We start from the raw sequence: 13,569 nt of genomic DNA, 5'->3' as shown, positions 1-13,569 counted from the left end.
CCCGGCACCCCGCCGCCGCCCGTGCGGTGCTCCGGCCGGGTAGCCCGGGCCGGGCGGCGGCGGGGTGCCGGGGAAGCCGGGGGCGCCGCCCTGGCCGGGCGGCGGGTAGTTCGCGTTGCCGGGCGGGCCGTAGCCCTGCGACGGCGACGGCGACGGCGGCGGCGGCGGCGGGTAGGCGCCGCCGGGCGGCGGCAGCGGCGCGCCGCCCGAGGGGGACGGCGCCGGACCGTGCGGGGACGGCGCGGGCCCGTGCGGGGACGCCTTGGGCCGCAGGGCCGCCGCGGCGTCGAGCCACTGCGTGATCTTGCGCTGCCAGTCGGCCTCGGCGGCCTCGGCGTGCGGGACCTGGAAGACGCCGAACGCGTCGTCGGGCGGGGCCTCGCGGTCCTCGGCGCGGAGGACGAACGCCATCGTGCGCGGGCTGGCGACGAAGCTCAGGCCCACCTTGCCGAGCCGTCCCCGGTACTGGGACGGCGGCGACAGGTGGATCTCCTGGTGGAACGGGAGCTGCTGCGAGACGCCGCGCAGCTTCGACTCCTCGAACGTCACCTTGCCGATCTTGAAGCCGAGCTGCGCGATCGCGGCGAGCACCCACTGCTGCGACTCGAGGGGCTCCACGGAGATCGGGTCGATGTCGCCCGGGTCGGGCTGGCCGACCGCGTCGACCTCGGTGCACATCCCGATCGTGAAGCCGGGCAGCGTCCGGCCGAGCACGGTCGTGAACGGCAGCTCGTAGGGCAGCGGGATGGAGAACGCCAGGTCGCGCTGCTGCCCGGTCTCCAGCCGGAACGAGCGGGTGAGCGCGCCCCGGTAGACCTCCGGGCCCGCGGTCTCGCCGCCGTAGCCGTTCTGCATGCGAGGCATCAGCGCGAGGGTGACGTGCCGGACGTCGACCGGCCGGCCCCCGCCGCGCAGGTGCACCGTGCCCGCGATCACGCCGCCCGGCTTGCAGTTCGGCTCCGACAGGATCGTGTCGACGGACGGTCCGCCCGCCATGCCCCCGTGGGGCTGCCCGTAGGACACCGGCCGTTCCTCTCTGTGACGTCGGCGCGGATTCCCCGCAGAGGTCAGACGGAAGCCGCCGTGCGACGGTTCATGCCGACAACCGAAACCCTAGGGGAAATGGGTCATTCCTTCGAGGTGACGGTGACAGAGGCGTAACCGAGTTTTTCGAGCGGGCTGCGGATCTGCTCGGCGTCGCCGACGGCGATCACGGTCAGCGCGTCGGGGTCGACGTGCTTGCGGTAGGTGCGCGCGACGCCGTCCGGGGTGGACGCCCGGACGGCCTCCAGGTACCGGGTGGGGTAGTCGGCGCCGAGGCCGCTGGCGGACGCGTCGGCGAGTTCGGTGGCGATGGCGAACGGCGTCTCGTACTCGGCGGGCGCCCGGTCGGCCAGGGCCCGGACGGACGCGCCGTGCTCGTCGGCCTCGATGCCGCGGGACACGATGCCGCGCAGCTCGGTGAGGGCGTCGGCGACGGCGTCGGCGGTGACCTCGGTGTGCACGGCGCCCTGCGCGACGAACAGCCCGCAGTACCGCATCCGGAGCAGCCCGGCGCGCATCCCGTAGGTGTAGCCCTTCTCCTCGCGCAGGACGGTGTTCAGCCGGGAGGTGAGCCCGCCGCCGAGGACGTGCGCCGCGACCGTGAGGGACGGCCAGTCGTGGTGCGAGCGGTCGGGGACGCCGTGCCCGAAGCTGAGGTAGGTCTGCACGGAGCCGGGGCGGTCGACGATGACGATCCGCGGGGCGGACTCGGGCAGGACCGTGTCGGCGGCGGGCAGCGGGCCGCCGGTGCCGGCCCAGCCTTCGAGGGCGGCGGCGAGGGCGGCGTCGGCGTCGAGGCCGGTGAGGTCGCCGGCGACGACCGCGGTGGCCTCGGCGGGGACGATCGACCCGTAGAAGGAGCGGACATCGGCGCCGGTCAGGGCCTCGACGGAGGCGCGGCCGCCGCCGGTCGGGCGGGACGCGCGGGCCTCGGCGGGGAACATCACGGCGCGCAGCTCGCGCATCGCGCGGGACGCCGGGGTGGCGTCCTCCTGCGCGATGTCCTCCAGGCGCTCGCGGACGAGCCGCCGCACGTCGGCGTCGTCCAGCGCGGGGCGCCGGACCACCGCGGACAGCAGCTCCATCGCCGAGGCGAGCCGGGTGGCGGGGACGTCGAGCCCGATCCGCAGGGCGGCGAGGTCGGCGAAGGTGTAGAGGCTGGCGCCGAGCCGCTCGAACGCGGCGGTCAGCGCGGTGCCGCCGCCGGGTTCGGTGCCCTCCTGGAGGGCGCGCGCGGTGAGCGCCGCGACGCCGTCCGCCCCGGCGGGCTCGCGGCCCGCGCCGGCGTGCAGCACCAGCCGGACGGCGGCGAGGCGGCGGCCGGGCAGGTCGCAGCGGAGCGTCGCGGGACCGGCCGGGACGCGGCCCGCGTCGGCGGCGGGGAAGGCCCACGCCGGGACGGGCCCGGGGACGGGACGGGGCGCGAGGTTCAGGCCCGGGGTCTGCGTCACGACTGCGTGCCTCCGTAGGTCAGGGCGGTGCGGGCGCCGGGCGCGAGCCAGCGGGCGGCCATCTCCTTGATGGCGTCGCCGGTGACGGCGGCGGCGCGGCCGGGAGCGGTGAAGACCCGGGCGGGGTCGCCGAACTGGGTGGCGTTCTGCGACAGCGCGTTCGCCAGCCCGGTGACCGTCTCGGTCTGCTCGAGGAACCCGCGCTCGGCCTGCGCGGTGGCGCGGGCGGTCTCGTCGGCGTCGGGGCCCTCGGCGGCGAACCGGGCGAGCTCCTCGTCCAGCACCGCGGCGATCTTCTCCGGGTCGGGGCCGATCGCGTCGACGATGGCCAGGGACGGGCCGGACGCCAGCCGCGTCACGCCCGCCCACACCTCGGTGGCGATCTCGTCGCGGCGGACCATCCGGTCGTACAGCCGCGAGCCGGACCCGCCGCCGAGGATCTCCACGGCGAGTTCGGCGGCCTCGACGTCGTCGCCGCCGTCCGTCGGGAGGGGGAACATCGCGAAGTAGGCGGGGGAGGGGACCTCCTCGTCGAGGGTCTCGCCCCGGATCTCGCCGAGCGGGCCGAGGTCGCCGGCGCGGGCCGGCGGCTTCGCCGGGCCCGACGGGATGCCGCCGAAGTAGCGCTCGACGGCCGCGATCGTCTTCTCCGGGTCGACGTCGCCGACGACGGACAGGACGGCGTTGCCGGGGGCGTACCAGGTGGCGAAGAAGTCGGCGCAGTCCTCGAGGGTGGTGGCGTCGAGGTCTTCCATGGAGCCGATGGGCGTGTGCGCGTACGGGTGGCCCTCGGGGAACGTGAGCGCGCACAGGCGCTCGAACGCCGTCCCGTAGGGCTGGTTGTCGTACCGCTGGCGGCGCTCGTTCTTCACCACGTCGCGCTGGTTGTCCAGGTTGGCCTGGGTGAGCGCGGCGGGCAGCGTCCCCATCCGGTCGGCCTCCAGCCAGAGCGCGAGCTCCAGGTGGCTGACCGGGACGGTCTCGTAGTAGTTCGTGCGCTCGAAGGACGTGCTGGCGTTGAAGGACGCGCCCGCGCTCTCCAGCAGCGCGGCGTGCTCGCCCTCGGCGACGTTCGCGGATCCCTGGAACATGAGGTGCTCGAACAGGTGCGCGAGCCCCGTCCGGCCGGCGCGCTCGTGCCGCGACCCCACGCCGTACCAGAGGTTCACTGCGGCCAGCGGTACGACATGGTCCTCGCAGACCACCACGCGCAGGCCATTGCCGAGCGTGTGCTCATGCAGCGGCTGTTCTGCCACGGAGCGCTCCCGTCCGTATCGGTTTGCGGACAGCACCGCGCGCGTCGGCGGGACGGGCCCTTCGGAACACGGCCCAGCGGCGGGCTTGATCTCTGTGCCACCGTACCGGCTGCACGGCCCCGCCGAACCCTCGCGGGAACCTGTGGATAACTTCTAGGACGCCTGCGACTCGTGCGCCGCGACGGCGTCCTCCAGCGACGGGTGCAGCACGAAGATCTTCGTCAGCTGGGTGACGTGGAAGACGCGGCGGACGCGGTCGCCGACGCCGGTGAACGACATCGAGCCGTCGCGGGCGCGGAGCCGGTGGTAGACCCCGACGAGGACGCCGAGGCCCGTCGAGTCGAGGAAGGTGACCTCGCTCAGGTCGATCACCAGGTGCAGGCCGCCGCCCTCGATGACGTCGAGCAGTTCCTCCCGCAGCCGGGGGCTGGTGAAGACGTCGATCTCGCCGCTGATCTCGACGACGGTGAGGCCCTTCTCCTCGCGGTGCTCGACGGCGAACTCCACCGGTGCTCCTCCCTGCGGTCGTCCCGGCCGGTCCTGGCCGCCGGTCTTTACCGGGTCATTCCCTTTGAAGCGTGTCATACCCGGATCGTCTGGTTTGTCGCGCCTGCCGCCGAGGGCCGCTCCGCGTCGCCGGATGCCGGTGTCGTCGTGTGCCGGTGTCGTCGCCGTGAGTCGGTGCCGGTGCCGCTCCGGCGTCCGGTGCGGTCAGGATCGGGGCGGGTCCGAGCGGAACAGCGCCCAGACCACCTTGCCCCGGGCGAGGGTGCGCCACCCCCAGCGGACGCTGAACGACTCGACGAGGTGCAGGCCCCGGCCCGTCTCGGCGATGTAGTCGGGCTCCTTGCGGCGCGGCGCGGAGCGGCTGGCGTCGAGGATCCCGCACAGCAGCCAGGGGCCCTCGTGGACGAGCCGCAGGCGGATCGCGGACGGCGCGGAGCCCAGCGGGTCCGCGGGGTCGCTGAACGCGCCCGTCCCGAAGGCGTTCGCGCCGCGGGCGTCCGGCCCGAACCGCGCCTCGCCGTACTGCGCCGCGCCGTACGGGCTCTCCTCGTGGGGCGCGGGGCCGTGGGCGTCCTCGCGGTGGACGGCGTCGCCCGTGGGGCGCCCGCCGGCCAGGGCGCCGCCGCTGTGCCGCAGGGCGTTGGTGACGAGTTCGGAGACGACCAGCCCGACGTCGTCGGCGAGATCGGACAGGCCCCACTCGTCGAGCCGGGACAGCGTGAAGTGCCGCGCCTCGGTGACGGACTCGGGGTCGGGCGCGACGGTGAAGGAGACCGTCGGCCCGGTCAGCTCGCTCAGCGCGGCCAGGCCCCGGTCGAGGCGAGGGGGCAGGTCGGACGATTCCGGTACGGGTGTCGAATGCACGGCATGGTCCTGTGGGTCGGCCGGCCCCACGACGGGGCCGAGCTCCCACCGCGTGTCGTCGTGCGCGTGGCGTGACGTCATTCCCGGGACCCCGCAGAGTGTTCTCGTTGTGCAGCCGTGGCTCGGAAGTCTCGTGCGTTATCCTGCGCATCGTAGCGTGCGAATGCAAGGCCCAATGCACGTGCATCCGGGTCGTGGGGGGAGTGAGACGGCTTGGAGGGGCTCGGTCGATCGGAGGTAACCGCAGGACACGGAGGTCAGTGGCACACTAGGTTCGCTGTCCGCCAGTGAAGCCGGGAGGTTGGGCGTGACTTCAGAGACGCCGGGAAGCGGATCGACCGTGCGTCGGATCCTGCTCGGGTCGCAGCTTCGTCGCCTGCGGGAGGCGAAGGGCGTCACCCGTCAGGACGCCGGGTACGTCATCCGCGCGTCGGAGTCGAAGATCAGCCGCCTCGAGCTCGGGCGGGTCAGCTTCAAAGAACGAGACGTGGACGACCTGCTCTCGCTGTACGGCGTCACGGCGAAGTCCGAACGCGACGCCCTGCTGCAGCTGGCGCGGGAGGCCAACACCCCCGGTTGGTGGCACCGGTACAACGACGTCCTGCCCGGCTGGTTCCAGACCTACGTGGGTCTGGAGGAGTCGGCGGCGCTGATCCGCACGTATGAACTGCAGTTCGTCCCGGGACTGCTGCAGTCGGAGGGGTATGCGCGTGCGGTGATCCGCCTGGGGAACGCCGGTGCCTCGGAACAAGAGATCGACCAGCGCGTGGAGCTGCGCCTGCAGCGCCAGGAGCGCCTCACGGGCCCGGAAGCGCCGCGCCTGTGGGCCGTCCTGGACGAGGGGGCGCTGCGGCGACCCATCGGCGGTCCGGAAGTGATGCGCGGCCAGTTCGAGCACCTCATCGAGATGTCGAAGCTGCCCAACGTCACCATCCAGATCATGCCGTTCAGGTTCGGTGGCCACGCCGCCGAGGGAGGGGCCTTCTCGATCCTGCGGTTTCCCGAGCAGGATCTGCCGGACGTGGTTTACGTCGAGAACCTCACCGGCGCGATGTACCTGGACAAGCGCGACGACGTCGACACCTATCTGCAGGCGATGGAACGCCTGTGCGTCGACAGTGCCACCCCGGAACGCACCGTCGAGCTTCTTGGTGATCTTCTCAGAGAGACATGATGCTCCAGACCGATCACGGCCGCTTTCCGGCCGGTCAGAACGACTACGACAACGGGATGCCCGCGACGGCCCTCGAGGGGGCGCGCTGGCTGAAGTCCCGGCGAAGCAACTCCCAGGGGAACTGCGTCGAGATCGCCGAACTTCCCGGCGACCGCGTCGCGATGCGCAACTCCCGCCACCCCGAGGGCCCGGCCCTCATCTACACGCGCCCCGAGATCGAAGCTCTCATCCTGGGCGCGAAAGACGGCGACTTCGATCATCTGATCGCGTCCCGCAACTAGTCCGTCCAGGACAGAAAACCCGCTACCGGAACCTCTCGAGACCGCAACCCAACCCCGCATGATCCCGCCCGCGGGATCGCCCCAATGCGGTTCGTCGAAACGCAGGCGGGTCGGCAACGGAGTGTCGAACGTCGACCCGTCCGCATCGCGTGCGGTTCCCGTGGCAGACGGCAAAGGCCGCCCTGGAGGCGGCCTTTTCTCGTATCCGGCCCCCCTGATCGCGTCCGAGCGGCTCCGGACCGCACCGGGCGGCTCAGCGCCGCTCAGCCGCAGTTGCCGTAGGACGAGGCGCTGCCGTTGCCGCCGAACCGGACGCACACGCCCGGCGCCTGCACGTACACCGGGCCCGCGTACCACTCGAACGAGCCGCCGTCGGAGACCTGCCCCTTGCCTTTCGCCTGGACGAACGTCGAGACGGACGACTTCGTCCCCACGTTCTGCGTCTTCATCGTCACCGCGCAGTTCTTCCGCGTCGCGCTGCTGTAGAGCAGGTAGGCGCGGCCGCCCGGCACCGTCATCGAGCGGAGTACGGAGTAGCCGCCGCCGCACGCCTGCTGCGGCGTGTACTTGTTGGCCGGTTCCGGCTGGGGAGCCGAGCCGCCGCCACCGCCGCCACCGCCGCCGGTGCCCGTGCTCCGGCCCGGGGTCGGCTGCGCTCCGCCGCCCGGTTTCCGCGTGTTCGTGCTCTGCGTCGGCTTCGCGCTCCCGCTCTTCGTCGGGGACGGCTTCGACGCCTTGCCGTCCGCCTCCTCCGGGCCGGGCCGGATGTCGCCCGCCGTGCCGTCCCGCGCCGCGGCGCGGTCGTCCGACGCGACCGGCCGGTCGCCGCCGTCGTCGCCGCCCGAGCGCATCGCCGCCCACGCGCCGCCCGCGCCGACGACCAGCGCCACGGCGACGGCCGCGGCGATCGGCAGCGCGAGCCCGCCGCGGCGCCGGCCGTCCGGGCCCGGCGCGCCGTGCGGGGCCTGGTGCGCGCCCGGAACGGCGTGCGGGTGCACGGCGCCGGGCGGCGGGGTCATGCCGCCGAACGGGTCCGGCTGCGGCGCCGTCCCGGAGTACCGGGGGTCGGTGGCGTGGTCGGACGGCCGTCCCGCCGCCCCCGCGGCGTACGGGCCGGACGGATGGGGGCTCGTGGGGTGCGGGTTCGTCGAGTACGGCCCCGCGGCCTGCGGCGCGGCCTGCGGACCGGACGCCTGCGGGCCGGACGCCTGCGGGCCGGGCGCGGCGGGACCGGGGAAGGCCGGGAGCGGCGGGGGCGCCGCCCCCGGCGCCGCCCCGCTGGCCGCGCCGACGAGGCTCTCCTGCGCCGTCCGGGCGGTGGGCCGCCGCGCCGGGTCCTTGTCGAGGCACGCCACGACCAGCTCGCGGAGCGGGCTCGGCAGCTCGCCGAGGTCCGGCTCGCCGGTCAGGATGCGGTGCATGACCGTGGCCAGCTCGTCGTTGCCGAACGCGGGACGACCGGTCGCGGCGAACACCATCGTGGTGCCCCACGCGAACATGTCCACGGGCGGGCCGATCGGGGCGCCGGTGAAGTTCTCCGGCGCCATGTAGGCGGGCGTCCCGACGTTCTGGGTCTCACCGGCCGTGCTCAGCGCGCGCGCCACCCCGAAGTCGATGACGCGGGGGCCGTCCGGTCCCATCATCACGTTGTGCGGCTTGAAGTCGCGGTGGACGATGCCGGCCTGGTGGATCGCGGTGAGCGCGGTCAGCGTGCTGATGGCGAGCCGCTCCAGGGCGCCGCCCCGGCGCGGCCCCTCCTCGCGCACCACCCGGTGCAGCGACAGACCCGGCACGTACTCGCTGATGATGTACGGCTGGTCGCCCAGGACGTCCGCGTCCAGGACCTGCGCGGTGCAGAATCGGGCCACCCGTTTCGCGACCTCGAGTTCGCGGACGAACCGCGCGCGCGCCGAGTCGTCCCCCGTGAGGCCCCCGTGCAGGAGCTTGATGGCGACGTGGTCGGCGGCGGCGGTCGCGCCCTCCGGTCGTCCCAGGAAGACGGCGCCCTGGCCGCCCTCGCCGAGCCGGCCGAGGACCTCGTACCCGCCCAGCCGCCGCGGGTCCCCCGTGTGCAGCGGATGGGCGTCCGGCATCGTCCTGTCCGTCACGCCACTCGCTCCCCCGTCGTTCCGGTCATGTCGGAAAGACTACGAGCAGATGATGGTACGCCGCCCCGGAAGCGGATGATCGAGCCCCGGGGCGGACGGCCCGCGGCGGGCGCGCGGGAACGCCGATGCCCCCGCGGGAGAACCGCGGGGGCATCGGGAAGCCGAGGTCAGGCCGGGTCGGGCGTCCGCCGCGCGGGGCGGGACTCCGCCCGGCCGGACGCCTCGCCCGGTGGGCCCTCCTGCTCGTGGTGTCGTTCGAGGCGGGCGGCGACCGCGAGGGCGCGCAGGGACGTGGTCTTGACCTGGCGGCGTTCGGCGCCGGGCCGGCGCCTGGGGATGCTGCTGGGCACGGAGACCTCCATGGTGTCGGTTATGTGGCCTGATACCCGTTTTGCGGGCGTTCCGTCATTACTTCTAACTGCAAGAACTTGCGAGCTATTCCGGAGCCCGCCTCCCGTCCGCGACGCCGCCGCGCCCGCCGGTTCGGCTACCTAGGTTGTATTCCTAACTAGGTTGCCGTACGGTTTAGATCGTTGAACCGATCCGAATGGAGGGCGTCATGCACATCTCGCCGGACTTCTCGACCCTGGGCCTCGCCCTGTCCGTCCCGCTCCTCGGGTACGTGCTCGCCGAGGGCCTGGTCGGGAAGCGGTCCTACGACCGCATGCTGCGGCGCCGCGACACGGACCCGAAGGCCCTCACGCGCATGTTCCGCCTCTGGGTCGCCTGCGCCTGGGTGTCCGCCGCCGCGGCCCTGGCCGTCCTCGCCGTCTCGCCCGGTGCCGCCGCGTCCGACCTGGGCCTGCGCCTCCCCGCCGACCCCTCGACGACCCTCGGGATGATCGCCGGGGCGGCCCTCGCGGTGACGCTCATCGCCTTCGCCACCCGCTTCCGCAAGGACGTCCCCGCACAGCCCGCCCTGACCGGCATGCACCCCCGCACCCCCGCCGAGCGCGGCTGGGCGCTCGCCATGGCCGTGACGGCCGGCGTCTGCGAGGAGATCGTCTACCGCGGCCTGCTCATCGCCCTCGGCGTCGGCGTCCTCGGCCTCGGCCCGAAGACCGCCGCCGCCCTCGCCCTCGCCCTGTTCGTCGCCGGCCACGCCTACCAGGGCTGGCGCGGCATGCTCCTCGTCGCGGTCGCCGGCTACTCCCTCACGTACCTCTACCTGTCCAGCGGCAGCCTCGTCCTCCCGATCGCCGTGCACGTCCTCATCGACGTGATGGCCATGGTCGTCCTGCCCGCCGTCGCCACCCGCCGCACCGCGCCCGCGGCCGGCTAGGTTGCACCACTACCTGGATCGCGGAGAAGATGACCACCATGGCCGCTGACCGCCGCGCGAGCTGGCTCAAGGGCGTCCTCGACCTGCTCGTGCTCGCGACCCTCACCGACGGCGAGAGCTACGGCTACGAGATCGCCAAGCGCCTCGCCGACGCGGGGTTCGGGCAGATCAAGGGAGGCACCCTGTACCCGGTGCTGAACCGCCTCGAGGAGGCGGGACTCGTCTCCGCCGAGTTCCGCGTCGCCGACCGCGGTCCCGGCCGCCGCTACTACCACCTGACCGACGAGGGACGCGCGACGCTCGCCGAGCAGTCGCGGCTGTGGCTCGCGTTCGACGAGTCGGTCCGCGACGTCCTCGCCCGGGGAGAACGATGAGCGCCGCCTACTTCGCCGACCTGGCCGACCGCCTCCGGGCGGCCGGCGTCCCCGACGACGAGGCCGCGGCCACGGTCGACGACCTCGCCGCGCACGTCGCCGAGTCCGGCACCGACCCCGAGGACGAGTTCGGCCCCGCCGCCGAGTTCGCCGCCGTCCTGCACCCGTCCGCGCCCGCCGCCGAGCCGGGCCCGTCCGACGACACCTGGCGCTGGACGGCCGACGCCTTCCAGGACCGGCGGCTGCTGAACCGCTTCGGCGACGAGGGCTGGGAGGTCGAGCGCATCGACAACGCCGGCCGCTTCATCAGCCGCCGCGACCCCGAGCGCCCGCAGCGCTGGGAGTACCGCCGCGAGACCGTCCTGCCCGGCCGCCGCGCCGCCCTCGCCGCCCGCCTCGCCCCGGACGGCTGGGAGCCGTGCGGCACCTGGGTCTACTTCGAGTACTTCAAGCGCCCGAAGGCCGCCTCCCTCGGCCCCGGCGCCGAACTCCCCGCCGCCCCCGAAACCCCGGCCCGCCACCTGTTCTGGAGCCGCCGCTTCTACGCGTTCCTCGCCGGCTACGTGCTCCTCGGCGCCGGCGCCGCGGCCGCCTGGTTCCTCCTCGGCGACCCGGGCGGCGACGGCTTCACGGGCGGCTTCACCCGCGGCGCCCTCATCGGCGCCGCCCTCGCCGCACTCTTCGCCCTGACCTCCATCCTCCTCCGCAACCGCCGCCCCTGACCGCACCCCTGGACGCGGCGTCTCCCGAGCGGTGCCGGGATCAGTCGGCGCCGGCCGTCTCGAGGAAGGCGAGCAGCGCCTCGTGGCGCCGCCAGTAGTCGGGGGAGCGGCCTTCGCCCAGGGGGAACCAGGTGAGGCTGCCCAGGGGGCGGCGGCTGAAGCCGGGCGGGCCGGTGAAGGTGCCGTGGGCGGCCAGGCCGATCGGGGCGGACGGGCCGGCCCAGCGGGGTTCGAGCGTGAGGTCCGGGCGTCCGGGGTCGATCTGGGCCAGAACCGACGCGGGCGGCGTCCCCGGGAGGTCGCCGATGAGGGCCGGGACGTCGCCGACGGGCACGGTCTCGTCAGGGCCGTACCCGACCGTGAGCGTCGTCGTCTCCGCCACACCGGACGCGGGCGGGTCGAGCGGCGCGAACCGCAGCGCCGCGATGCACGGGCGTTCGCCGGCGCCGACCGCGACGAGGCGCGCCTCCCCGACGCCGTGGACGTGCGCCGTCAGATCCGTCGCGTCCCACGCGTGCCGCAGGGGTTCGGTCGTCCCCCAGCCTGCCGGGGGACTTCCCGTGAACAGGCGCATCAGGTGGTGGACGTGCGCGCCGAGCGGCTCGTCGGCCGCGTGCGACGCCCGCACGGTCAGCACGAGCCGCGGGCTGATCGGCGCGGCGAGCGGCGTCGTGTAGGCGGGGGCGTAGTCGCGGGCGTCCGGATCCGGGACGAACATGGCGCCGTCCCAGTGCATCGGACGTCCCGTCAAGCCCTCGTAGTAGCCGTCGTCATGCACGATCCAATGCGCTTCGGACTGCGCCAGAGGAAACGTGACCCGGCTGTCCGGTGGGGTGACGAACTGAAGGGTGCGGTTCGTGGACGCGCACTCGTCCAGGTACGCGTCGAAGGCCGGGCTCAACGGGACGAGCGGACGATCGCACAGCACGACCATCGCCGCGTCCGTGAGGACGTCGGCCCCGCCCACCGTACGCATCACCGCGCGCTCCACACGGTGCCGTCGTGCCGGGCCGCGAGTTCGTCCGCGCACCGCCGCAGGACCTCCGCCGCGTGGGTCGAACCGGCGGCGGCTCGGAGTTCCACCCACCAGACGGGCCCGGTGACCGGAACGCCGAGGAGACGCTCCACTTCCCCGGCGACGGGCACCAGCACCGGGACGTCGATGCGGACGAGCAACTGTTCGCGCTCGTCGAACACGTAGGCGTTCCTGATGTCGAGGCCCGGCACCCGGAGCGCGTCCACGTCGGGCCTGCGCGGGGACAGCACGATGAGTTCGCGGCTCATGCGGCGTCCAGGGAACGGGTGAAGACGTCGCACGCGATGTCCGTGACCGCCCCGAACGCGGCCGCGCCGACGCGGTCGGGGTTCATCGCGCCGCCCGCCGCGAGATGGCGGTCGAACGGGACGTGCGCCACCGGAAGCCCGAACGGGGCCAGCGACTCCCGCACCCGCTCCAGATCGGCGTCCGGCTTCGGCGTGTGCGCGACCAGGACCACCACCGTGCGCGACAGCAGCCGACCGAACCCGTTGTCGCCGAACCACTGCAGACCGGCGCGCGCGCTGAGCGCGCCGTCCACGGTGGCCGGAGCGACGAAGACCTGCGCGTGCGCGCCCGCGATGATCCCGCGGTGCAGTTCCGTGTCGAGCCCCCCGCCGCAGTCGACGATCGCCGCGGAGAAGAACTCGCCGAGCCGTCCCGCCCCGCGCTGGAACGTCTCGTGCTCCAGCTCGTCCGCGACCGACCCGTGGCTCGTCGGGACGACGAACAACCCGCCGGGCGTCCGCGCGAGGTGCGTCGCGAGCTCCCGCCACGACCCCGGACGCGCCGCCGCCAGATGCCGGACCGACCCGCGCCCCTCGACGCCGAGCCGCACGGGCAGCGACCCGAGCCCCGGGTCCGCATCGATCGCGACCACCCGGTCGTCCCGATGCCGCCGGACGATCTCCGCGACGAGCGCCGCGACCGTCGACTTGCCCGCGCCGCCCCGGATGCTCGTCACCGCGATCCGGCGGCACGAGGGCACCGGCGCCCCGAGCCGCGCCGCGACGCCCTCCGGCGCCCGTCCGTCCCCGGCCGCGCCGACCACCCGCCGCACCGTCCGCCCGATCCGCCGTGCGGCCCCGTCCCCGTGCGGCGCCCGCCGCCCCGACACGTCCGCACCGCCGAACGGCACCGCCGCGTGCCGGTCCGCCTGCGGCGCCGCGCGGGGGAGCGGCGGCACGAAGTCCGGCGCGGTCTCGGGCGCCGACCGCACCGGCGACGGCCGCCCCGCCGGACCGTCCGCCCCGCTCGTCCCCTGCGGCCCACTCCCCGCCGCCACGCCTTCCGGCGCGGGGGAAGCGGCCTCCGAAAAGCCGACGGCCGGCCGGACGGCACCGGGCTCCGGGCGCGGGACGGCCGGGTGCACTGAGACGGGCTCGACGTGTGGGCTCGCCGGAACTGCGGCCGGGGCGCGGAGGTCGGGTGCGGCGACCGGTGGGTCGGCCGGGGCGCGGGGTTCGGTGG

General features: G+C 74.4%; 15 protein-coding genes. 5 read left to right on the top strand and 10 right to left on the bottom strand.

The features are described 5' to 3' along the window. The 5 genes from DMH08_RS34220 to DMH08_RS34200 form a co-directional block, all read right to left on the bottom strand. A partial coding sequence (locus DMH08_RS34220) for a sporulation protein (RefSeq protein WP_125620195.1) occupies positions 1-1,023 on the bottom strand: 1,023 nt, incomplete at its 3' end. Between the two features lie 104 nt (positions 1,024-1,127). Continuing rightward, positions 1,128-2,495, bottom strand: coding sequence for a M16 family metallopeptidase (locus DMH08_RS34215; protein WP_125620193.1), 1,368 nt, complete (start codon positions 2,493-2,495; stop codon positions 1,128-1,130). Continuing rightward, positions 2,492-3,751, bottom strand: coding sequence for a M16 family metallopeptidase (locus DMH08_RS34210; protein WP_034519112.1), 1,260 nt, complete (start codon positions 3,749-3,751; stop codon positions 2,492-2,494). Before DMH08_RS34210 ends, DMH08_RS34215 begins: the two co-directional genes overlap by 4 nt. 153 nt (positions 3,752-3,904) lie before the next feature. After that, entirely contained in the window at positions 3,905-4,258 is a 354-nt protein-coding gene (locus tag DMH08_RS34205; protein ID WP_026403611.1) for an STAS domain-containing protein, read from the bottom strand. A 204-nt stretch (positions 4,259-4,462) separates the two neighbouring features. Beyond that, complete coding sequence (locus DMH08_RS34200; RefSeq protein WP_233617978.1) at positions 4,463-5,122, bottom strand: ATP-binding protein; 660 nt, start codon at positions 5,120-5,122, stop codon at positions 4,463-4,465. Positions 5,123-5,429: 307 nt separating this feature from the next. On the opposite strand from DMH08_RS34200, the gene DMH08_RS34195 reads away from it, so the two are divergent. Both DMH08_RS34195 and DMH08_RS34190 read left to right on the top strand, forming a co-directional pair. Further along, complete coding sequence (locus tag DMH08_RS34195; RefSeq protein ID WP_026403609.1) at positions 5,430-6,296, top strand: helix-turn-helix domain-containing protein; 867 nt, start codon at positions 5,430-5,432, stop codon at positions 6,294-6,296. After that, positions 6,293-6,577, top strand: a complete 285-nt coding sequence (locus tag DMH08_RS34190; protein ID WP_051300988.1) for a DUF397 domain-containing protein — start codon at positions 6,293-6,295, stop codon at positions 6,575-6,577. Before DMH08_RS34195 ends, DMH08_RS34190 begins: the two co-directional genes overlap by 4 nt. A 263-nt stretch (positions 6,578-6,840) precedes the next feature. Here the strand turns inward: DMH08_RS34190 and DMH08_RS34185 are convergent, their stop codons facing one another. Continuing rightward, on the bottom strand, positions 6,841-8,685 hold the full coding sequence (locus DMH08_RS34185; protein ID WP_233617977.1) for a serine/threonine protein kinase: 1,845 nt from the start codon (positions 8,683-8,685) through the stop codon (positions 6,841-6,843). A 167-nt stretch (positions 8,686-8,852) separates the two neighbouring features. Further along, positions 8,853-9,035 (bottom strand): hypothetical protein, encoded by a 183-nt coding sequence (locus tag DMH08_RS34180; RefSeq protein WP_125620191.1) that lies wholly within the window; start codon positions 9,033-9,035, stop codon positions 8,853-8,855. Positions 9,036-9,244: 209 nt separating this feature from the next. Between DMH08_RS34180 and DMH08_RS34175 the strand changes: the two genes are divergently transcribed. The 3 genes from DMH08_RS34175 to DMH08_RS34165 are packed head-to-tail and all read left to right on the top strand — an operon-like array spanning position 9,245 to position 11,063. Next, positions 9,245-9,967 carry a CPBP family intramembrane glutamic endopeptidase gene (locus DMH08_RS34175; protein ID WP_125620189.1) on the top strand — a complete coding sequence of 241 codons (723 nt, stop codon included), beginning with the start codon at positions 9,245-9,247 and terminating at the stop codon, positions 9,965-9,967. Between the two features lie 38 nt (positions 9,968-10,005). After that, the gene (locus tag DMH08_RS34170) at positions 10,006-10,341 is read left to right on the top strand and encodes a PadR family transcriptional regulator (RefSeq protein WP_026403605.1); all 336 of its coding nucleotides are present in this window, start codon (positions 10,006-10,008) and stop codon (positions 10,339-10,341) included. After that, positions 10,338-11,063 (top strand): hypothetical protein, encoded by a 726-nt coding sequence (locus DMH08_RS34165; protein ID WP_125620187.1) that lies wholly within the window; start codon positions 10,338-10,340, stop codon positions 11,061-11,063. Before DMH08_RS34170 ends, DMH08_RS34165 begins: the two co-directional genes overlap by 4 nt. Positions 11,064-11,103: 40 nt before the next feature. On the opposite strand, the gene DMH08_RS34160 is transcribed toward DMH08_RS34165, so the two are convergent. From DMH08_RS34160 to DMH08_RS34150, 3 genes are read right to left on the bottom strand one after another with little or no spacing between them, the layout of a single operon-like run. Next, entirely contained in the window at positions 11,104-12,039 is a 936-nt protein-coding gene (locus tag DMH08_RS34160) for a DUF6177 family protein (protein WP_233617979.1), read from the bottom strand. After that, a complete protein-coding gene (locus DMH08_RS34155) occupies positions 12,039-12,347 on the bottom strand; it encodes a hypothetical protein (protein WP_051300985.1) in 309 nt (102 codons plus the stop codon). The genes DMH08_RS34160 and DMH08_RS34155 overlap by 1 nt, the downstream gene beginning before the upstream one ends. Further along, on the bottom strand, positions 12,344-13,384 hold the full coding sequence (locus DMH08_RS34150) for a nucleotide-binding protein (protein ID WP_158642439.1): 1,041 nt from the start codon (positions 13,382-13,384) through the stop codon (positions 12,344-12,346). Before DMH08_RS34150 ends, DMH08_RS34155 begins: the two co-directional genes overlap by 4 nt. Between the last annotated feature and the right edge of the window lie 185 nt (positions 13,385-13,569).

The organism is Actinomadura sp. WAC 06369 (assembly GCF_003947565.1).
Taxonomy (GTDB): domain Bacteria; phylum Actinomycetota; class Actinomycetes; order Streptosporangiales; family Streptosporangiaceae; genus Spirillospora; species Spirillospora rifamycini.
This window is presented reverse-complemented; position numbering and strand designations above follow the sequence as displayed.